The following is a 20,055-nucleotide window of genomic DNA, read 5'->3' on the forward strand; positions in this document are numbered from 1 at the left end:
TTTTAAGAACTTTTTCTAATACCAATCTGACTCCTTCCATTATCTGCTATAATTTTCATTGAACAGATTAATAACTTCATAATAATGTTTTTATTAATTTCGCTCCAAATATCTATAAATCATAATAAACAGTTTAAATGAGGGTAGGGGTAACGATGAAATATGTTAGTATTCGAAAAAAACTACTGTTCACACTCTTAAGCATTTCTTCTTTATTTAGCATTGCTCTTATTGTTATTCTTTCATTCGCCATGAATCAAGCAAGTGAAATCGAAACGTTAAAAAATGATGTATCGAAAAGAGCGACGATTTTAAAAGAACGTGGCGATTGGTTCCAGGCACAAGTTGCTGGTTTACAAGAATATTTGCTATCACATGATCAAAAAGGATTAGATAAGTTCAACCGAGAAGGGAAAAAATTAGCTGATACTAGAGAGAAAGTAACAAGTGACAAAAAGCTCCCAGAAGGAATGAAAGAAGCCATTTTAATGGGGGGAAAATGGCGTAGCGTCATAGATAATGAGGTACTACCTCTTGCGCATGAAGGAAAATGGGACGAAGCATCTAAAATTGCTTTAGCACAAACAGATTATGTAAATGATCTTTTAGGTCGTTTTAATAAATATACAAATGAAGAGAATGAGAAACGTGACGCATTAATTGCTGACGTTGAGTCTTCTTCATCACTTATTCAATATATTATTTTCTTCTCACTCATTACATGTACATTAACGTCTATTTTATTAGCATGGTGGTTCTCTGGTAAACTCGTTAAGCCAATTCGACAAATTGATGAGAAGTTGAAAGAATTAGCTTCTCAAGATGGAGATTTAACGGCTAGATTACACGTAACGAGTAAAGATGAAATTGGTGACATTGCAAATTCCTTTAATCAAATGCTCACTAACTTACAGCATATAATAAAACAAGTTCAACAAACATCAACAAGTGTAAAAGAAGCTTCCGAAAATGTATTTATCGAAACAACCGCTTCTATGGAAAATACCGCAAGGACACAAGAAACTATGAATGCTCTTGAACACAATATTCGTTCACAAGTTTCTAGCATTGAAGAAAGTTCAACCTCAATGGATGACATGGCAACGAGTGTTCAGCGTATCGCTGAGGCCGCCTCTTCTGTTACTAGTTTAGCTGTCACAACCTCAGAAAAAGCAGATGATGGGAATAAAGTCATTGAGAAATCTATTACACAAATGCATACAATTAACGAAGCTGTTAACGCTACATCACAAGTAGTTGAGCGACTCATTACACATACAAATCATATCGATACTGCACTTCAATCTATTTCGAATATCGCCGAGCAAACAAATTTACTCGCTTTAAATGCTTCTATTGAAGCAGCGCGTGCTGGTGAACATGGCAAAGGATTCGCTGTTGTTGCCGATGAAGTTCGAAAACTTGCTGAACAATCTCAACTAGCCGCAACTGACATTAATCATTTACTGCATCAAATTCAAGCCGATACAAAAATAGCAAATGACATGATGACACAAGGTCAAGCAGAAGCTTCTGAAGGAATTACGGTTATTCGTACCGCCGGATCTTCATTCTCAGAAATTGTTAACCACATTAACAAAGTCTCTACTCAAATGCAAGAAATGTCTGCAACTGCTGAAGAGATGGCTGCAAGCTCTGAAGAAATGAACGCAGCTTTAAATAATATCGCTTCTATTTCAAACGAAGTTGCTGCAGAAACATCACAAACAGCACATTCAGCTGGTGATCAAGTAAACAAAATGAGTATCGTGGCTAACAAATCATCTGAAATGAAAACAATCGTACAAGAACTTGAAATTCTCGTTTCTCATTTCAAAACAAACGCTTAAAGTGAAAATGACACAAGCTCAAAGGTATAGGAAAGAAAGTTTTACAGTCTCTCTTTTTTCACTTTAAAATATATCTTTCTATCTCTCATTCCGTCTGCTATAATTCCTAAAGGAAATAAGAAAGCTTTATTCCAACTGGAGTAAAGCTTTCTTTCATTTTTTTAAATTAATTAATTCTAATACTAAGATTTCACAAAGGAGGCTTTTTATCATATGAATTTTGTAAGTATCAGAAAAAAACTTATGTTCATGATGGGAACGATTTGCGCTTTATTTGGTATCGCCTTAGCATTTATTTTATTTTTTGCTATTGACCAATCTCGTAAAGCTGAAACATTACAAAAAGAAATTTCTCCACTGGCAACAGAATTGAAAGAACGTGGAGATGCTTATCAAGTACAACTCTCTGCTTTAAGAGGTTATTTACTACAACACGATCAAGTCGAATTAGACAAGTTTAATGAGATGAGTAAACGTCTGGAGGATTCAAAAGATAAACTTCTTTCTAATCCAAATGTTTCTTCGTCCGTGAAAAGCACAATGGAATTGGGGTCCACTTGGAGAAAGTTCGTTGAAGGAAAAGTATTCACTCTTGCAAAAGAACAAAAATGGGAAGAAGCTTTACAAGTAGCTTCTACAGAAAATGGCACTGTCTATAAAGTAATTGGTGATTTCACAAATTACAGTAATGAGCAAGCTAAATTACGTGAACAATCTATTGAAAAAATTGATCAATCTTCAGTAGGAATTGAATATGCAGTCTTTCTATCACTTGTTATTTGTATTGTCGTTGCAATTATTCTTGCATGGTGGTTCTCTGGTAAACTTGTGAAACCAATTCAACAAATCGATACAAAACTAAAAGAGTTAGCTTCTCAAGAAGGTGACTTAACGGCACGTCTACAAGTAAATAGCAACGATGAAATTGGTGCTATCGCAGCATCATTTAATAAAATGTTAGAAAACCTACAACATATCATTAATCGTGTTCAAAAAACATCAGTGGAAGTACAAACCGCTTCTGAAAACATGCTAGAAAAAACGAATACATCACGTGAGGCGACAATAAGAGTCCAAAGCTCAATGTCTAACTTAAACGCAAGTATTCAATCACAAACTTCTAGTATGGAAGAAAGTTCAACTGCAATGGACGATATGGCAGTAAGTGTTCAACGTATTGCTGAATCTGCTTCATCTGTAGCGGAACTTGCTGTTGCCACATCTGAACATGCTAGCGATGGAAGTACCGTTATCCAAAAATCCGTTTCACAAATGACAACGATACACGAAGCTGTAAATGCTACGTCAGAAGTGGTTGAACGTCTAATCACTCATACGAAATATATCGATACCGCTGTACAATCTATTTCTAATATCGCTGAGCAAACAAACTTACTTGCTTTAAATGCTTCTATTGAGGCTGCTCGTGCTGGCGAGCAAGGAAAAGGATTTGCTGTCGTAGCTGACGAAGTTCGAAAACTTGCTGAACAATCTAAAACAGCTGCAACAGACATTAATCAATTACTACATCAAATTCAAAATGATACAGAAACTGCTAGCTCTATGATGTCTCAAGGCCGTTCTGAAGCATTTGAAGGCATTAATGTTATTCGTGAAGCTGGTACTTCTTTCACAACAATTGTAGAACAAGTAAATAAAGTATCTACTCAAATGCAAGACATATCAGCAACCGCTGAAGAGATGGCTGCAAGTGCTGAAGAAATGAACGCTTCACTTAATAACATCGCTTCTATCTCGACTGAAGTATCCAGCGAAACCGCCGCAACGGCACAATCTGCTGAACAGAAAGTTATCGTTATGAATGAAATGACAGTAACTGCTGGAAAAATGAAACAAACAGTTGAAGAGTTAGATCAACTCGTATCTCATTTTAAAACAGAATAGATTTTCAAAAAATATCCCTGTTTGAAAGAGGGATATTTTTTTTGAGCTCATTTCCTGCACATTATGCTCATTTCCGTTATAATGAGAATCGATATCATTAAAATGTAGGAGGGGCTGCTTATGTCACAAGAAGCATTTGAAAATAAATTATTGGCTAATTTAGAAGCTGTTATTGACCCTGAACTAGGTGTTGATATCGTTAATCTTGGATTAGTGTATGATGTTACAGCAGATGAAAATAATAATGCTGTCATTACGATGACTATGACTTCTATCGGTTGTCCAATGGCTGGGCAAATCGTATCAGACGTTAAAAAAGTATTATCAACAAACGTACCTGAAGTTAATGAAATAGAAGTAAATGTCGTTTGGAATCCACCGTGGTCGAAAGAACGTATGTCACGTATGGCGAAAATCGCATTAGGTATTCGCGACTAGCGGAATAAAGTGAAACTTTAATCATTGGGGGTCTTGTTCATTCCCCACTGATTATCAGCCCTCACCAATCAGGCTTTTACGGGCAGCAGGCCCCCACCTAACTTCTTTGCTTCCGGTTCTTACCGCCCGGTAAATAGCGGGATAAAGAAAAAAACCTGACATTCTAGTCAGGTTTTTTTCACCTATTATTTTACGCCTACTGCATCATAAGCTTTCGTTACAGCTTGTACAGCTTTAGAGTTTTGACCATATAAGTCCTCAGCTGACTGAAGAGCAGCTTGACGCATCATTTTAAAGTCAGAATTTGCAGTTAAATATTTCGTAAGAGCGCGGTAGTAAATTTTTTCTGTCGCTTCACGGCCCACTCCAGTTACTTTCACGCCGTAATGATCTCCGCCTTCAGATACTAAATAAGCAGCTTTATTATTAATACTACTGTTAATATGAACACCGCCATTATCAGCTGTTCCAGTATAACGTTTACTATAATGATCTGGGTAACCTTCACCTGGTTTTAATGGGTTTGGAATAGACGCTGGATCTTTTAGTGAACGAAGTGCATCGCCTGGTTTACCAGGTGTATAAATGTCAGCACCTAAATCCCAACTCTTCTTCTCAACCATAACACCCATAATATCAGATAACGATTCATTTAACGCCCCTGACTCATTTTTATAAACAAGGTTTGCTGTATGTTCAGTTACAGCATGCGTTAATTCGTGACCGATAACATCAAGTCCAGCAGATAATGGAATGAATGTTTTTCCATCGCCATCACCATACATCATTTGCACACCGTTCCAAGCTGCGTTATTCCAGCTCTCCCCTACGTGAACAGTTGAAATAAGCTTCGCACCTTTATCATCGAAAGAGTTACGATTAAATGTTTTTTTGTAGTAATCATATACTTTTCCTGCATTTACATGCGCATCAACTGCAGCTTTATCTTCGAAGAACTTAGATTTACTTTCAACTTCTTCGCCTGTATATCCAAGCCATTGTGAGAATAAATTAAACAAGTTTTCATCCATATTTTCTGCATCAAATGTGTGAATACCTTGTCCTCGTTTACCGTCAAATAAGTTGAATACTCCCGTTTTTTCATCTTGGGCAATTTCAAATGATTGTCTAGCACCTAATACTCCGTAGCCAAACCCTGTAACGTGATCTACAGCATTATATTTCTCAATAACATTTCCATTTGTTGCATCAACAAAATAATGCCAATACCCTGGAGCTGGTTTTGAAATCGATGCCTTAACTAAATATGCAAGGTAGTAATTACCGTCCTTTTCATATACAAATAAATCTTTTTTAACACCGTCATAATTCTTTACTTTACCAATTTCTTTCTCAATATCTGCCTTTGCAATTGTTTCTGCTTGTTCCGCACTAATGCTTGCAGATGCAGGGATATTTTTATCATCTAAATTCGGAATAACTTGTCCGAAGAATGCTTTTACATTATTCTCTTTATCAAGTGTAACAGTTTGATCAGAACCGTACACAGGAATGTTATTATGTTTCTCAACTAGCTTCACATGTGTCGTGTCAGATTCAGCGTCTTTTTCTTCTCCAACGATATTAAAATGCTTTTCAATATTTCCTGCTAATTTAAACATATCTTTCTTACTCTCTAAGTATTGAAAGACCGTCTCTTTTTTATTTAGTCCTTCCGGTGCTTTCCATTCTTCACCTATGTATGCAGGTGTTTTAAATTCTTGATGATATTGGATTTTTTGTTCTTCCGCTTTCGTTGTCGTTGCCCCAAACGCTCCAAATCCCCCGGCGATAACAGTTAACGCTAATGCTGATGAAATGACTTGCTTTTTCACTATAACATTCCCCATTCCCATAAAGATTTTTGACACTTTTATAAAATTCTGATTTTTGTAGCCGATACCTCTACCGAAAATTTGAGAAACATTTTTCAGATAATTCCAATCAAAAAAGAGGACATCCTATCAGATGTCCTCTTTTCTATAAACCTTTTATTGTTTTTTCAATTCAATTGCTAAATAGTGTGATTGCCCTTTCGCTTGAATGTGAATATCTTCTTCTACAGATTCTGCTGCATCACGCATAACAAACGTTTCACCATTTATTACACTGCTTCCTTCAATTTGAACAAGATACAATTGACGGCCTTCTCGCACAGGAAAATGAATTTCTTTTCCGGCATCTAACGATAAAGAATATAAATTTGCATCTTGGTGAATTTGAATTGGTGCCTCCCCTTCTACTGGAGATACCATATGGAACCATTCGTTTTCACGCTCGCTCCAATCAAATTTAAACTCACCATAGTTTGGTTTATGATCCGCACGATCTGGTAAAATCCAAATTTGTAATAAACGTAGTGTTTCATTTCCTAAATTATGCTCGCTATGAAATACACCTGTGCCAGCACTCATATATTGAACATGTCCTCGCTCAATTGTTCCGCGGTTCCCCATGCTATCTTCATGTGTTAAAGCACCATCTACAACGTACGAAATGATTTCCATATCGCGATGCGGATGCATATTAAAACCAGTTTGTGCCGCTACTAGATCATCATTAATAACACGTAACGCTCCGAAGTTCATGTTATTTGGATTATAGTAATTGGCAAAAGAAAAATGAAAATGTGTATTTAACCAACCATGATTTGCTCTGCCCATATTTTTATGATCAACTTTTCTAAACATATCCTTCACCTCATACTATCTCGAATTCGAGATTTATTTTAAAATTTTTTCTTACTGTAACTTTTTTAGTAGTGTTAATAATTGCTTTTGTTCCTCTATATTTAAATTATGAAACTTCTCCGCTTGGAACGTTTCTTGAGGTGGGACGATTTCCTCATATAAAGCTCTTCCCTTTTCTGTTAAAGAAATATATTTCGTAGTACCCTCTTGTTCACGCGAAATCCACTCAAGCTGCTCCATTTTATTTAAAAGCTGCGTTACATTTCCTTTCGTAACAAATAGCTTATTTCCAAGTTCTTGCTGCGTTAAACGATCATGTCCTCCAACTTGAGCTAACACATCAAACTGGGCGGCAGATACATTCCAGTTTTTCAAATGCTGATTCGTCTCACGAATACTCTTATTATAAAAACGTGATAAACGAAACCATAATAGTAGCCCTAGTCTATCTTCTGTTTTCATTTCATCACCTCGCTCGTTTTATACCATTAGTTTAGAACTAAACTTTATAAAAGTCAAATACTTATTTTTAATAAGCACAAAGAAAGCACAGCGCTATTTCTCCACTATGCTTTACATTAACTTTCTACTCTTATATTCATCCAATTTCCTCTCCGCGAACTTCCTCGCATCTTTTTCAATCCACCGCTCTTCGTACCGTTCACTTCCCACATACAATATGTCTCTCTTATGCTGCATCGCATGGCGAAATTCATGCAGTAGCGTTTTGAGAACTTGCTCATACTCTTCCCACATACAAACGAAGATTAATTGTTTTTCTTTATGATAAAAACCACCTACTGGGAATAGAAATTCTTCTTCCTCTTCCCCTAATGATAGAAGCACATCGTTTGCATCACACGTATCACAAAAAATAACGGGTGTTTTACATGCTTCAATAAGAGAAAACAAATCCTCTCTCAGCTTTTTGACATCCCAATGAAGCTCCGAATCCAACACATACCAATTCTCTACCTGTTGATATACATTTTGAAACTGGAGTTCCATTTCTCTTTATTCCCCTTTCCAAGCAACCTTTTTCTATATGTATGCCACAATATGGTAAATATTAAACGTATTCTTTCATCCTTGAAAAAATGCCAATAAAGTGAAACTTTAATCAGTGGGAATTTTGTTCATCCCCACTGATTATCAGCCCTCACCAATCGGGCTTTTACGGGCAGCCCGCCCCCCACCTAACTTCTGAATTTTGAGGTGGGGGATCTTACTGCCCGGCAAATAGCGTGATAAAAAAGGAATCTATGTCGACATAGATTCCTTTTCCCTAATCATTTTTTTCTCATCATTTTTTTTAATACAAAGTAACCAATTGCACAAACAATAGCAGCAAGTGCAAAGTATTTCACATATGGCCCAGCTACTTTATTAATACTTTCCCACTCTGTGCCTAATTTAAAACCTAAATATACAAACACAATTGACCACGGAATAACAGCTAATGTAGTTAGCGTAATAAACTTAGCATGTGACATTTTCGCAATACCCGCTGGTATCGAAATAGCATGACGCACAACCGGAATAAAACGTGCGGTAAAGATAACGCCAGTTCCGTAACGATTAAACCAATCTTCAGCATAATCAATATGTTTCTTCTGAATTAAAATATATTTTCCATATCGCTCAAGAACAGGTCTTCCTCCGTATCGACCGATCCAATAAATGAATAGTTGTGCAATTACACCACCAATTGTACCAAACGCGACAGCGCCCCAAAATGTAATGCTTCCTGTTGATACTAAATAACCTGCATAAGACAATACGATTTCACTTGGAATAACCTCTAGCATTAATCCAAGCATAATTCCCCAATAACCAAGTCCTTCTAAAAAAACTAAAACCGAATGAATCAACTCTCCTAACATCATTTACCTCTCTTTACTGTTTTCATTGCAAAAATAAAAGTACAAGCAGGAAATATCTTGTACTTTATTTTTTTAAATTTAGTTAGTCTTCGTATCCCACTTAAAGATTTTATTTAAGAATTTATATACATTCTTCGACTCTTTTGTCAAAAGTGGGCCTAAAATGGATAGTATAAGCACGTATAGTGCTGAGAAGGGTTTCAGTACTGACATTAAACCACCGGCGATACCGATATTAGCCATAATGATGGAGAACTCTCCTCGTGAAACGATTGTTAATCCGATATTTGTTGATGCTTTATGAGATAACCCTGCTTGTCTTCCTGCAATCATTCCTGCTACAAAGTTGCCGATTATTGTAAGAAGGACAGCACCTAACGTTAACCATATCGCTCCGCCTAATGAGAACGGATCAATACTTAACCCGAAGCTGAAGAAGAAAATAGCTCCGAAAAAATCTCTGAATGGAACAACAAGATGTTCAATTCGATCACTATGCTCTGTCTCAGAGAAAACTAATCCTAGAAGAAGTGCCCCAATCGCTTCTGCAACGTGAATTGTTTCTGAAAAACCAGCAATGAAGAATAACGAAGCAAATACTACAATAATAAAGATTTCATCTGAGCTAATATTGAGCAATTTATTTAATAACGGCGTAGCCTTTCTAGCTACTATAAAGAATAGAAGCATATATCCTAAAGCAATTCCAATTGAAGTAAGGGCGCCTAAGAAGGAAGCGTGATCCCCTAGTACTAAACCAGAAACAACTGATAAATATACAGCAAGGAATATATCTTCAAACATAATAATTCCTAAAATTAATTCGGTTTCATTATTACCAGTTCTTCTTAAGTCCACTAACACTTTAGCAACGATAGCGCTAGAAGAAATCGTAATAATACCCGCAATAATTAAGATTTCTAGTAATGGGAATCCCATTATAAATCCGTATAACAAACCAAGTGAAAAGTTAATTAAAATATAAATCGTTCCGCCAATCGCAATAGAGCGTCCAGATTTAATTAGTTTTTTCATTGAAAATTCTAATCCTAGATAGAATAGAAGGAATAGAACCCCAATCCGTCCAAGGAAGGAAATTACACTTGCACTTTCAATAAATTTGAGATCGATAACACCTATTGTCGGTGCATGCGGTCCTACTAACATTCCAAGAACAATTAGAAAAGGAATTACTGAGAATTTAAATTTTCCAGCAATTACCGCTGCAATTGCCACTAAAACTAAAGCTGTACCAACTTCAAAAATTAACGTATCCATCTAGTCAGTCCCCCCTATTTGAAAGTAATTCATTAATGATTTTTTTAATTTCTTCTCTCTCACCTGAAACTACAAGCATATCTCCTTCTTCAATTACTGTTTCTGGTCCTGGATTAAATAGCTTCTTCATGTTCTTCTTCATAACCGCGATTATCGTTACGCTATATGTTTTTCTTATTTCAAGATCGCCAATTGTTTTTCCGATTGCTGGAGCTGTATTCTCCACTTTGAACCACTCAATCGCTAAACCTTCAAAAACCATCTCAACATTTTCTAACGCCCTAGGCTTATATACCATTCCACCTAATATTGCTGCGATTTGCCTTGCCTCTGAGTCACGTAGTGAAATACTTGAGATGCTTTCTTCATGGTCTGAATCAAAATGATACATTTCTCTACGCCCATCATCATGAATGACAATTACCATCTTTTCGTTACCTTTCGTAACGATTTGAAACTTATAACCAATACCCGGAAGTTCACTTTCTCTAATATTCATTTTTAGCTCCTCCATAACTTATTTATTTTAATTTTCTGTTTTTCTGTCTTTTATTCATCCAATCAACTTTAGAAATTCTAACCACTCAGGATATTTGTGATTTGGAAATCTTTTATTGTAATAATAAGTTGCCCCTAAAAAGATACTTAAAGATGTAATGATAAAAAACATATTACTTCTCATTTTCAAACTCTCAAGGCTTACTTTCAATAAAGAATCTTCTTTCAAATTATCCCCACTTTCTCGCTTTAAATTTAGTTTTTTAAAATGTAAATAATTCTAAAAATATTACGATGTAACATAATCATAACACAAAAATGATTTAAGTAACATAATTTTTTAGAAAAATTGATTCTCGTATATTTTTTGCATATAATTTTCTTATTACGAAAAAAAGGAAGTGTATTATATGGTTGATATCTTTAGCAGATTCCTTGAGGTAACGAATAATATTTTATGGTCATATATTCTTATTGCAATGCTAATCGGCTTCGGTCTTTACTTCTCTTTTAAATTAAAATTTGTCCAAATTACTCATTTCAGTGAGATGGTCAGCTTAATTAGTAAAGGGTTTAATCGAAAAGAAAAAAAGAAAGATAGCATCTCCCCATTCCAAGCATTTTGCTTAAGTGCAGCAGCACGTATCGGTATCGGGAACTTAGCCGGTGTAGCACTAGCAATTTCAATGGGTGGACCTGGCGCAATATTTTGGATGTGGTTTATCGCAATTATCGGAGCAGCTACTAGTTTCGTAGAATGTACGCTCGCTCAAATTTATAAAGTAAAAGATGGTAGCAGGTTCCGTGGTGGGCCGGCATATTACATGGAAAAAGGATTAAACAAACGCTGGATGGGTGTTTGGTTCTCACTTCTTATTACAGTTGCGTACGGATTAATTTTCAATTCAGTACAAGCGAATACAGTAACAATAGCGTTTGAAAATGCTTTTGGACTAGAGCGAACAATCGTAGGAGCTCTATTAGCCTTATTAGTTGCAGTCATTATTTTTGGTGGTATTAAGAGCATTTCACGTATTACAGAAATGATTGTTCCGCCAATGGCAATCGTTTATATCGGCGTGGCTATTTTTGTCGTTATTAACAACTTCAATATGTTACCAAGCATTTTCATGGAAATCTTTAACGGTGCATTCGGTTTAGACCAAGCCATCGCTGGTGGTATTGGAGCAGCAATCAAGTTCGGAATTCAGCGCGGTTTATTCGCGACAGAAGCAGGTATGGGTAGCTCTCCTAACGCAGCAGCAACATCAGATGTATCTCACCCTGTAAAACAAGGACTTGTTCAAGCATTAGGTGTTTTCGTAGATACATTCTTAGTATGTACATCAACAGCATTTATCGTATTATGTTCTGGACTTTACAAAGGATCAAATTTAGAAGGTATCGAATTAACGCAAAACGCTTTAAGTTCACAAATCGGACCGTGGGCAAGCACTTTCTTAGCGATTATTATTTTCCTATTCGCTTTCAGTTCTCTACTAGGAAACTACTATTATGGTGAAACAAATATTGCATTCATTAAAGAAAGCAAAACATGGTTAATGATTTATCGTGTTGCAGTTGTCGGAATGGTATTCTTCGGATCAATCGCTGCTCTTAAAACAGTTTGGAGTTTAGCTGATTTATTCATGGGACTAATGGTATTCACAAACTTAATTGCCATCTCATTCCTTAGCAAATTTGCTTACGCTGCATTAGTAGACTATTTGAAGCAAAAGAAACAAGGAAAAGATCCTGTTTTCGTTGCAAGCTCTATCCCTGGTTTACAGAATACAGAGTGCTGGGATGGACAGGATGTAGAAGAAAAACAGAAGGCTGTTTAACAAACAAAGGCCCTATTACTTCACCGTAATAGGGCCTTTTATTTACAACAGTTCATAATTTGTTCAAATTAATTCCAGCAAAAGGGTTGATTTATAGAAATTACTAGATTATAATGATTATAAATTAGTAATTGATATAACATAACAACTCAAAAGGAGATTGATCATAATGAACAAACAAGTAATCGAAGTATTAAACAAACAAGTAGCAGACTGGAGCGTTTTATTCACAAAACTACACAACTTCCATTGGTACGTAAAAGGACCTCAATTCTTCACATTACATGAGAAATTCGAAGAACTTTACACAGAATCAGCTACTCACATCGACGAAATTGCAGAACGTATTTTAGCAATTGGAGGCAAACCAGTAGCAACAATGAAAGAATACTTAGAACTATCTTCTATTCAAGAAGCAGCATACGGAGAAACTGCAGAAGGGATGGTCGAAGCAATCATGAAAGACTACGAAATGATGCTAGTCGAACTGAAAAAAGGCATGGAAATTGCTCAAAACTCTGACGACGAAATGACATCTGACCTACTACTAGGCATCTACACAGAACTAGAAAAACACGCTTGGATGCTACGTGCGTTCTTGAATCAATAATAGATTTAAAAGCGGAAGCGGCTCGTTTAGAACAGGAGGGTGTTGGAACTCCTGATTACGAGGCGCTTTTTGCCTCGAATGAAGGAGTGAAACAACCGACTGTTCTAGCCGCTGGAGCTGGATATCACCTAAAAGCGGAGGTAGCTTGCTCAGAATGTGAGGGGGATGGAGCTTTTGACGTAGAGGCGCTCTTTGCCTCGCAGGAAAAAGCGAAGCCACCGAACATTCTAGCTACCGGAGCTAGATAATAAAATTAAAGCGGAAGCGGCTCGCTCAGAGTCGCTTTTTTCTGTAATGGTTGCACTTAACGGTACACGAAATTATATCAACGATTTTTCAAATATATCGATCATTACTCGAAATATATCAACGCTTTTTTCATTATATCAATCATTACCCGCAATATATCAACGATTCGACAAAGGATATCAATTTGCCGACAAATCAAGACAATATCAGCGCCCCTCTCCTCCACTTTCATCACTATATTACAATCTCATCTATGTTAAAATATAGGAAACACCCTTTAGTAAAATAGATCCAAAAGGCTTTTCCAAATTCATCATTTACTACTTAAATGACGGGAGCGGTTCAGTTGAAAGACTACTTAATTAGAGCATTTTTTGCGTTGATAACAGTTGGGATTCTCTTACTTATAGCTAATATTTTTAATATACGTGTCGAGGTGAAAGACTATGCTTTCCTCGTTGTCGTAGCAATTGGTGGCGGCTGGGGTGGCTGGTACCTATATAAAAAACAAAGCAATCAAAATGATAAAGGCATTCCAAAGTAATATGGAATGCCTCTTTTATTGCCTTCTGTAATAAATAATGAAATTCAGACCACTAATACAATCAATCGTAATAAACATACAAAACGATTGTGGATCTCCACCTAGATCATACTCATCAACGATAAAGCCGGACATAAACAACGTTATCGCAGTAACACCGATACATAATACCGAGATAAACCAAAGTGAAAATTCATTAATCAGCTCTTTCTTCTGCCTTAAAACAATTAGCATAACAAGTATAGATGCCGCTAATATACATTTGAAAACCGGCCTTAAATACACAAACTCCTCCATCTATTTCTCCTTTCCCAAAAACATTACATCTAAACATTAACATATTTAACCAAATTAAAAACACATGCCATCTTAAATTAAAACGACATGTGTTTCCGTATTTGCTATGATAGTTGCTTCCACTTCGTCCCCAAAACAGGACGCTCATAATTTTGGATTGCATGAATTAGTTTATCTGCCTTCTCAGCTGAAACGATCAATTCTTTATTTGATGGATTCATAAATCCTTCTTCTGCTGCACGTTCAACCATTTGCAGAATTGGTCCGTAAAAACCTTTTATGTTTAATAAACCAACCGGCTTATTGTGTATACCAATTTGTGACCAACATACAACTTCAAATAGTTCTTCAAACGTTCCGTATCCGCCTGGAAGCGCAATAAAAGCATCTGCAAGCTCTGCCATTTTCGCTTTACGTTCATGCATCGTCTCTACTTCAATTAATTCTGTTAATCCTGTATGCACAATTTCTCCTCGGAATAGACCGCGTGGCATAACACCTGTTACACGTCCACCTAAACGAAGAACTTCGTTTGCTACTTCTCCCATTAATCCAACGCATGAACCACCGTATACGAGCTCATACTCGTTCTCAACAAACATTTTACCTAACTGAATTGCCTGCTCTTTGAATTCTGGTCTCTCCCCTAAATTAGAACCTGCAAACACACAAATCTTTCTCATTCCTACACCCCGAAACTATATATTGTTATGATACAATGAACATTGTACAACATATTGAGGAGATGAGGAAGAAATGGATATCGTTGCATTTCAAAGATGGGTTGAGGAATTTTACGAAAAACGAAGCTGGTCACAGTATAATGCCTTTATTCGCTTAAATTTCTTAAACGAGGAAGTTGGGGAAGTTTCACGAGTCGTTCGTGCTATTGAAATCGGCCGCGATCGCCCTGATGAAGATGCGAAAACAGAAGAAGAGCTAAAACAAGAACTAAAAGAAGAACTTGGCGATGTACTATCTAACCTTATTATTCTTTCGCAAAAATATGATTTAGACTTACAAGACATTATGGACGCACACGTCACAAAGCTTTCGAAAAGGTTCGAAGTATCTAAATGAGAATATTATCAATTATGGTATAATATTCTTGTCACAATACTAAGGGGGATTTTATGTTATCAAAAAAATTGCACGACGCATTAAATGAACAAATGAACTTTGAATTTTACTCTGCCCATGCTTATATGGCAATGGCTGCTTACTGTACAGCTGAGAGCTATGATGGATTCGCTAACTTTTTCCTTGTACAAGCTGAAGAAGAACGTTTCCACGCAATGAAGCTTTACAACTATATTAATGACCGCGGAGAGCGCGCTATTATTACTGGATTTGATAATCCGAATAACGAATACGAATCTGTATTAAACGCTTTTGAAGTCGCACTTGAGCACGAGCGTGAAGTAACGAAACGTATTTACAACTTATCTGATATCGCTTGGGATGAGCGTGAACATGCAACAATTACATTCTTAAAATGGTTCGTTGACGAACAAGTTGAAGAAGAAGCTTCATTCGATAGCATCATCCAAAAACTAAAACGTATTACAAGCGATTCAAACGCACTGTTTATGCTAGATGCTGAATTAGAGAAACGTACATTTACGCCTCCAGCTGAGTAATATTTCAATCACCTTAATACATGTATTAAGGTGATTTTTTTGTTTGCTCTCTATCTTAAAATCACCTTAAATTTCCTCATATTTGACATAGTGCCAGATATAAAATGGTATTATTTTCAATATAAAAACGAATATACGAGGAGAGGAAAAATGAATCAACGTGTAGAAGCTGTTGATGCAATTCGTGGTTTCGCTTTGTTTGGCATTTTACTAGTCAATATGACATTAATTCAATTTGGGTTCTTCACCAGTGAAAAACCAACTTATCTATTTGGCGATCTTGATAAAGGTGCTAATTGGTTTATTCAATTTTTCGGCACACATAACTTTATATCCCTATTTTCTTTTCTATTTGGGCTTAGCATTATTTTGTTACAAAAAAGTATTATCGTAAAAGGAAAAAAATTCTTCCCCACATACATAAGACGTATTATCATTCTTTTACTACTCGGCTACATTCATGGCACTTTTGTTTGGGAGGGAGATATTTTATTTGCATACGGAATAATCGGGATTTTTTTAATGATATTCATCAATCGAAAACCGAAAACTTTGCTTATTTGGGCGATTATTCTACTCGCACTTACTACACTTATGTCTTATCAAACTGATCCATCTACAAATATAAATGATTTCGCACCTTATACTGAAAAAGAACATAAAGTCCATCAAACTGGAAGCTATATGGATCACGTCAACTTTAGATTGACTGAAAATCCTTTTGATTACATGGGAATTGACGGTGCATTCGGATTATTTTTCATATCAGTTTTCGCAATAATTTTTATGTCTCCACTGTTCCTACTCGGAATGTATGTAGGGAAAAAAGGCTGGCTATTTGAGGTCAGTAAACATATACCTGCTGTCAAAAAAATCTGGTTTGTCACTGGTCTCTTCTCTTTTACAATTAAAATCTTAGCTATGTTCGTAAAGCATCCGATTTTAATTATGTTACAAGATGGCCTTACACCAGTAACTATGACCTTCTTTTACGGAAGTACGATTATTTTATTATTCCATTACAAAAAAGCATCTCGTCTACTAACCTACATGGCGAACATGGGAAAAATGTCCGTTAGTAATTACTTAGCACAATCTATTATCGCAACAACTATTTTTTACGCATATGGATTTGGCTTATACGGTAAAATCGGTTATTTCTTCGGTATTCTTTTAACCATTGGAATTTATACGATTCAATTATTCGTTAGCACCTATTGGCTCCAGAAATACCGGATGGGTCCAGTGGAATATGTGTGGAGACTGGGAACTTATTTAGAGAAACCACGTTTTAAAAGAGATTTGGATAAAGCAAGTTAAACAAAAAAGCAATGAGCCTACGCTCATTGCTTTTCTTAATTTATTAAAGCATAACACCAACGATAATCGCTGATAATATACTTACTAACGTTGCACCGTATACAAGTTTTAAACCGAATGATGATACAACGTTTGCTTGTTTGCCATCGATACTCTTCGTCGCACCTGCGATAATTCCGATAGATGAGAAATTCGCAAATGATACAAGGAAGATAGATAAAATACCTACTGTACGAGCTGATAAATCGCCAGCCACTTTTCCAAGGTCAAGCATTGCAACGAATTCGTTCGTTACTAATTTTGTTGCCATAATTTGTCCTGCTTGTAACATCTCTGATGTTGGAATACCCATTACGAATGCTAATGGTGAGAAGATGTATCCTAAAATGCTTTGGAATGTGATTCCGAAAATTGAATCGAATACACCATTAATTGCTGTAATTAATGCTACGAAACCAATTAACATCGCCGCTACTGTTACAGCGATAGAGAAACCAAGCATAATATATTCGCCTAACATTTCAAAGAATGTTTGTTTCTTGTCTTCTTGTAATTCTAAAATATCGTCTTCTTCTTTTACTTCATATGGATTAATGATATGAACGATAATGAATCCACTGAATAAGTTTAATACAAGTGCTGTTACTACATATTTTGGATCAATCATTTTCATATAAGAGCCGACGATTGACATCGATACTGTAGACATCGAAGATGCACAAAGTGTGTATAAACGATTTTTCGGTAATTTGCTTAGTTGATCTTTTACTGTAATGAACACTTCCCCTTGACCAACGATTGCAGCTGCTACCGCATTATATGATTCTAGTTTTCCTAAACCGTTAACTTTACTTAATAGGAAACCGACTGCACGAATGATAATCGGTAAAACTTTAATATGTTGCAGGATCCCGATTAATACTGCTAAGAAAATAATCGGTAATAATACTGTTAAGAAGAATGGTGCTTGTCCATCGTTTGCTAGACCACCAAATACGAAGTTAACCCCAGCTTCCGCAAATTTTAAAATAGAACCAAATCCATCTGCGATCCCTTTTACTAATACAAATCCGACCTTTGTATTTAGTAAGAAATACGCAAGTACCAATTGAATGACAAGCATAAGTGCAATTGGTTTATATTTAATTTTCTTACGATCTGAACTGATAAGGAAACCTAGTACAAACACTACAAGTAAACCGACTAGAAACATTACTATTTTCATATGTGAATCCCCCACTTCTCCCACGAGTTATTGGTCGTATAACGTATAACGAATGACGTCTGACCATTGTTGTTAAAAAAATTTAAAACCCCTAAAAACTATTCAACTGCCATCTAAAATCAGTAAGCGTTTACATAAATTGCAATTTATAAAAGGTAGCTTCTTCTCTCCTACCATACTTGAAAGTCTGAAATTGATACCACCTACAAATCAAATTGTAAGCGTTATCTAGTCGAAATGCAATATAAATTTTAAAAGATTTTTATATGTTAATATATTCCTAATTAATTGGTTTTTTCATGTAAATTTACCATAAAAAAATAGCCCTAGCTATGAGCTAGAGCCATCCTTTTTTTACCCCGCTTTAACGGGCAGTAAGACCCCCATCTCAACATTCAGCGAAAACAAAGAAGTTAGATGGGTGATTAACTGCCCATAAAAGCCCGATTGGTTCAACTAATAATCAGCGGGGGATAAAGCTCCCCCCACTAATTAAAGTTTCACTTTATAACATAACACCAACGATAATCGCTGATAAAATACTTACTAATGTCGCACCGTACACAAGGCGTAGACCGAATGATGATACAACATTTGATTGATTTTCATCGATACCTTTCGTTGCACCTGCGATAATTCCGATAGATGAGAAGTTCGCAAATGATACAAGGAATACAGAAAGAATACCAACTGTACGAGCCGATAAATCACCAGCTACTTTTCCAAGATCAAGCATCGCAACAAACTCGTTTGATACTAGTTTTGTTGCCATAATTTGTCCCGCTGTTACCATTTCTGCCTGCGGGATGCCCATTACGAATGCTAATGGTGAGAAAATATATCCTAAAATAGCTTGGAATGTAATACCGAACATTGAATCAAACAAGCTATTAATTGCTGTAATTAATGCTACGAAACCAAGTAACATTGCCGCTACTGTGATCGCGATTGTGAAACCAAGCATAATATATTCGCTTAGCATTTCAAAGAATGATTGTTTCTTCTTATTTTCTAATTTCAGTGTATCTTCTTCTTCTGTAATATCGTACGGGTTAATAATATGAATAATAATGAAACCACTAAATAAATTTAATACAAGTGCTGTTACTACATATTTTGGCTCAATCATTTTCATATAAGAACCCACAATTGACATCGATACTGTCGACATAGAAGATGCACATAATGTATATAAACGATGTTTTGGGATTTTACTTAATTGATCTTTTACTGTAATAAATACTTCTGCTTGTCCAACAATGGCAGCTGCTACTGCGTTATATGATTCTAGTTTTCCTAGACCATTTACTTTACTTAACAACGTACCAATAGCACGAATAAATATCGGTAAAATTTTAAAGTGTTGCAGAATTCCGATTAAAACCGCAAAGAATACGATTGGTAATAGCGCTGTTAAGAAGAATGAAACCTCTCCTTTATTAACAAGACCACCAAATACGAAAACGATTCCAGCTTCCGCATATCCAAGAAGTGCGCCAAATCCATCTGAAATTCCTTTTACTAAAATATAACCAACTTGCGTATTTAATAAGAAATAAGATAATACTAGCTGAATAATAAGCATAATTGCGATTGGTTTATACTTAATCTTCTTTCGATCGGCACTTATAAGAAAACCGAGTACAAATACAACGAGTAATCCTACAAGGAACATAACAAACTTCATTAATAAAATCCTCCATTTAACTCTTCATTAACGTTGAACGTCTGACCATTCGAAACAAGAAATAATCCGAACTTTCCATTTCTCCTCCAAAACCTTC

21 protein-coding genes are annotated in these 20,055 nt (G+C 35.9%); 10 read left to right on the forward strand and 11 right to left on the reverse strand.

Going from position 1 to position 20,055, the window contains the following annotated elements; genetic code table 11:
- The first annotated feature begins 155 nt into the window (after positions 1–155).
- The 3 genes from C4S65_RS28170 (at position 156) to C4S65_RS28180 (ending at position 4,193) form a co-directional block, all read left to right on the forward strand.
- Positions 156–1,850 carry a methyl-accepting chemotaxis protein gene (locus tag C4S65_RS28170; protein ID WP_000878434.1) on the forward strand — a complete coding sequence of 565 codons (1,695 nt, stop codon included), beginning with the start codon at positions 156–158 and terminating at the stop codon, positions 1,848–1,850.
- Between the two features lie 213 nt (positions 1,851–2,063).
- Complete coding sequence (locus C4S65_RS28175) at positions 2,064–3,755, forward strand: methyl-accepting chemotaxis protein (RefSeq protein WP_086790435.1); 1,692 nt, start codon at positions 2,064–2,066, stop codon at positions 3,753–3,755.
- A gap of 120 nt (positions 3,756–3,875) precedes the next feature.
- Positions 3,876–4,193: a metal-sulfur cluster assembly factor gene (locus C4S65_RS28180; protein ID WP_000076422.1), complete on the forward strand. Its 318-nt coding sequence runs from the start codon at positions 3,876–3,878 to the stop codon at positions 4,191–4,193.
- 185 nt (positions 4,194–4,378) lie between these two features.
- On the opposite strand, the gene nprB is transcribed toward C4S65_RS28180, so the two are convergent.
- From nprB to C4S65_RS28215, 7 genes are all read right to left on the reverse strand, one after another.
- Positions 4,379–6,028, reverse strand: coding sequence for a neutral protease NprB (gene nprB, locus C4S65_RS28185; RefSeq protein WP_103945695.1), 1,650 nt, complete (start codon positions 6,026–6,028; stop codon positions 4,379–4,381).
- Positions 6,029–6,184: 156 nt separating this feature from the next.
- Entirely contained in the window at positions 6,185–6,883 is a 699-nt protein-coding gene (locus C4S65_RS28190; RefSeq protein ID WP_086406408.1) for a pirin family protein, read from the reverse strand.
- A gap of 51 nt (positions 6,884–6,934) precedes the next feature.
- Complete coding sequence (locus C4S65_RS28195) at positions 6,935–7,345, reverse strand: MarR family transcriptional regulator (protein ID WP_000845486.1); 411 nt, start codon at positions 7,343–7,345, stop codon at positions 6,935–6,937.
- A 111-nt stretch (positions 7,346–7,456) separates the two neighbouring features.
- Positions 7,457–7,891, reverse strand: a complete 435-nt coding sequence (locus C4S65_RS28200; protein ID WP_000422790.1) for a DUF3920 family protein — start codon at positions 7,889–7,891, stop codon at positions 7,457–7,459.
- A gap of 281 nt (positions 7,892–8,172) precedes the next feature.
- The gene (locus tag C4S65_RS28205; protein WP_000900215.1) at positions 8,173–8,766 is read right to left on the reverse strand and encodes a DedA family protein; all 594 of its coding nucleotides are present in this window, start codon (positions 8,764–8,766) and stop codon (positions 8,173–8,175) included.
- Positions 8,767–8,844: 78 nt separating this feature from the next.
- Positions 8,845–10,044: a cation:proton antiporter gene (locus C4S65_RS28210; RefSeq protein ID WP_000380223.1), complete on the reverse strand. Its 1,200-nt coding sequence runs from the start codon at positions 10,042–10,044 to the stop codon at positions 8,845–8,847.
- Between the two features lie 4 nt (positions 10,045–10,048).
- Positions 10,049–10,543 (reverse strand): cation:proton antiporter regulatory subunit, encoded by a 495-nt coding sequence (locus C4S65_RS28215; RefSeq protein WP_001026075.1) that lies wholly within the window; start codon positions 10,541–10,543, stop codon positions 10,049–10,051.
- 409 nt (positions 10,544–10,952) lie between these two features.
- Between C4S65_RS28215 and C4S65_RS28225 the strand changes: the two genes are divergently transcribed.
- From C4S65_RS28225 to C4S65_RS28240, 4 genes are all read left to right on the forward strand, one after another.
- On the forward strand, positions 10,953–12,386 hold the full coding sequence (locus C4S65_RS28225; RefSeq protein WP_000227587.1) for an alanine/glycine:cation symporter family protein: 1,434 nt from the start codon (positions 10,953–10,955) through the stop codon (positions 12,384–12,386).
- Between the two features lie 169 nt (positions 12,387–12,555).
- Complete coding sequence (locus C4S65_RS28230) at positions 12,556–12,996, forward strand: Dps family protein (protein ID WP_001041897.1); 441 nt, start codon at positions 12,556–12,558, stop codon at positions 12,994–12,996.
- On the forward strand, positions 12,966–13,244 hold the full coding sequence (locus C4S65_RS34105; RefSeq protein ID WP_061666133.1) for a hypothetical protein: 279 nt from the start codon (positions 12,966–12,968) through the stop codon (positions 13,242–13,244). Before C4S65_RS28230 ends, C4S65_RS34105 begins: the two co-directional genes overlap by 31 nt.
- Positions 13,245–13,591: 347 nt before the next feature.
- Positions 13,592–13,789 carry a hypothetical protein gene (locus C4S65_RS28240; protein ID WP_000656312.1) on the forward strand — a complete coding sequence of 66 codons (198 nt, stop codon included), beginning with the start codon at positions 13,592–13,594 and terminating at the stop codon, positions 13,787–13,789.
- A 15-nt stretch (positions 13,790–13,804) separates the two neighbouring features.
- Here C4S65_RS28240 and C4S65_RS28245 read toward each other — a convergent pair whose 3' ends face one another.
- Together C4S65_RS28245 and C4S65_RS28250 are read right to left on the reverse strand one after the other, a co-directional pair.
- Positions 13,805–14,086: a hypothetical protein gene (locus tag C4S65_RS28245; protein WP_061666134.1), complete on the reverse strand. Its 282-nt coding sequence runs from the start codon at positions 14,084–14,086 to the stop codon at positions 13,805–13,807.
- Positions 14,087–14,190: 104 nt separating this feature from the next.
- Entirely contained in the window at positions 14,191–14,754 is a 564-nt protein-coding gene (locus tag C4S65_RS28250; protein WP_170959193.1) for a TIGR00730 family Rossman fold protein, read from the reverse strand.
- An 88-nt stretch (positions 14,755–14,842) separates the two neighbouring features.
- On the opposite strand from C4S65_RS28250, the gene C4S65_RS28255 reads away from it, so the two are divergent.
- The 3 genes from C4S65_RS28255 (at position 14,843) to C4S65_RS28265 (ending at position 17,046) form a co-directional block, all read left to right on the forward strand.
- Positions 14,843–15,166 carry a MazG-like family protein gene (locus tag C4S65_RS28255; protein WP_000355741.1) on the forward strand — a complete coding sequence of 108 codons (324 nt, stop codon included), beginning with the start codon at positions 14,843–14,845 and terminating at the stop codon, positions 15,164–15,166.
- A gap of 53 nt (positions 15,167–15,219) precedes the next feature.
- The gene (locus C4S65_RS28260; protein WP_000949403.1) at positions 15,220–15,726 is read left to right on the forward strand and encodes a ferritin; all 507 of its coding nucleotides are present in this window, start codon (positions 15,220–15,222) and stop codon (positions 15,724–15,726) included.
- Positions 15,727–15,876: 150 nt separating this feature from the next.
- On the forward strand, positions 15,877–17,046 hold the full coding sequence (locus C4S65_RS28265; protein ID WP_086406405.1) for a DUF418 domain-containing protein: 1,170 nt from the start codon (positions 15,877–15,879) through the stop codon (positions 17,044–17,046).
- A 43-nt stretch (positions 17,047–17,089) separates the two neighbouring features.
- On the opposite strand, the gene C4S65_RS28270 is transcribed toward C4S65_RS28265, so the two are convergent.
- Together C4S65_RS28270 and C4S65_RS28280 are read right to left on the reverse strand one after the other, a co-directional pair.
- The gene (locus C4S65_RS28270) at positions 17,090–18,271 is read right to left on the reverse strand and encodes a nucleoside transporter C-terminal domain-containing protein (protein WP_000706853.1); all 1,182 of its coding nucleotides are present in this window, start codon (positions 18,269–18,271) and stop codon (positions 17,090–17,092) included.
- 505 nt (positions 18,272–18,776) lie between these two features.
- Positions 18,777–19,958: a nucleoside transporter C-terminal domain-containing protein gene (locus C4S65_RS28280; protein ID WP_000673845.1), complete on the reverse strand. Its 1,182-nt coding sequence runs from the start codon at positions 19,956–19,958 to the stop codon at positions 18,777–18,779.
- Positions 19,959–20,055 lie beyond the last annotated feature (97 nt).

It is taken from the genome of Bacillus sp. ok061 (assembly GCF_900108285.1).
In the GTDB taxonomy this organism is placed as follows: domain Bacteria; phylum Bacillota; class Bacilli; order Bacillales; family Bacillaceae_G; genus Bacillus_A; species Bacillus_A thuringiensis_S.

Bases quoted from the DNA above. Each gene is read 5' to 3' on its own strand.
- C4S65_RS28260 (WP_000949403.1), top strand. From the start codon at position 15,220: ATGTTATCAAAAAAATTGCACGACGCATTAAATGAACAAATGAACTTT.
- C4S65_RS28265 (WP_086406405.1), top strand. From the start codon at position 15,877: ATGAATCAACGTGTAGAAGCTGTTGATGCAATTCGTGGTTTCGCTTTG.
- C4S65_RS28280 (WP_000673845.1), bottom strand. From the start codon at position 19,958: ATGAAGTTTGTTATGTTCCTTGTAGGATTACTCGTTGTATTTGTACTC.
- C4S65_RS28270 (WP_000706853.1), bottom strand. From the start codon at position 18,271: ATGAAAATAGTAATGTTTCTAGTCGGTTTACTTGTAGTGTTTGTACTA.
- C4S65_RS28230 (WP_001041897.1), top strand. From the start codon at position 12,556: ATGAACAAACAAGTAATCGAAGTATTAAACAAACAAGTAGCAGACTGG.
- C4S65_RS28245 (WP_061666134.1), bottom strand. From the start codon at position 14,086: ATGGAGGAGTTTGTGTATTTAAGGCCGGTTTTCAAATGTATATTAGCG.
- C4S65_RS28195 (WP_000845486.1), bottom strand. From the start codon at position 7,345: ATGAAAACAGAAGATAGACTAGGGCTACTATTATGGTTTCGTTTATCA.
- C4S65_RS28175 (WP_086790435.1), top strand. From the start codon at position 2,064: ATGAATTTTGTAAGTATCAGAAAAAAACTTATGTTCATGATGGGAACG.
- C4S65_RS28215 (WP_001026075.1), bottom strand. From the start codon at position 10,543: ATGAATATTAGAGAAAGTGAACTTCCGGGTATTGGTTATAAGTTTCAA.
- C4S65_RS28180 (WP_000076422.1), top strand. From the start codon at position 3,876: ATGTCACAAGAAGCATTTGAAAATAAATTATTGGCTAATTTAGAAGCT.
- C4S65_RS28205 (WP_000900215.1), bottom strand. From the start codon at position 8,766: ATGTTAGGAGAGTTGATTCATTCGGTTTTAGTTTTTTTAGAAGGACTT.
- C4S65_RS28200 (WP_000422790.1), bottom strand. From the start codon at position 7,891: ATGGAACTCCAGTTTCAAAATGTATATCAACAGGTAGAGAATTGGTAT.
- C4S65_RS28255 (WP_000355741.1), top strand. From the start codon at position 14,843: ATGGATATCGTTGCATTTCAAAGATGGGTTGAGGAATTTTACGAAAAA.
- C4S65_RS28170 (WP_000878434.1), top strand. From the start codon at position 156: ATGAAATATGTTAGTATTCGAAAAAAACTACTGTTCACACTCTTAAGC.
- C4S65_RS28190 (WP_086406408.1), bottom strand. From the start codon at position 6,883: ATGTTTAGAAAAGTTGATCATAAAAATATGGGCAGAGCAAATCATGGT.
- C4S65_RS28225 (WP_000227587.1), top strand. From the start codon at position 10,953: ATGGTTGATATCTTTAGCAGATTCCTTGAGGTAACGAATAATATTTTA.
- C4S65_RS28210 (WP_000380223.1), bottom strand. From the start codon at position 10,044: ATGGATACGTTAATTTTTGAAGTTGGTACAGCTTTAGTTTTAGTGGCA.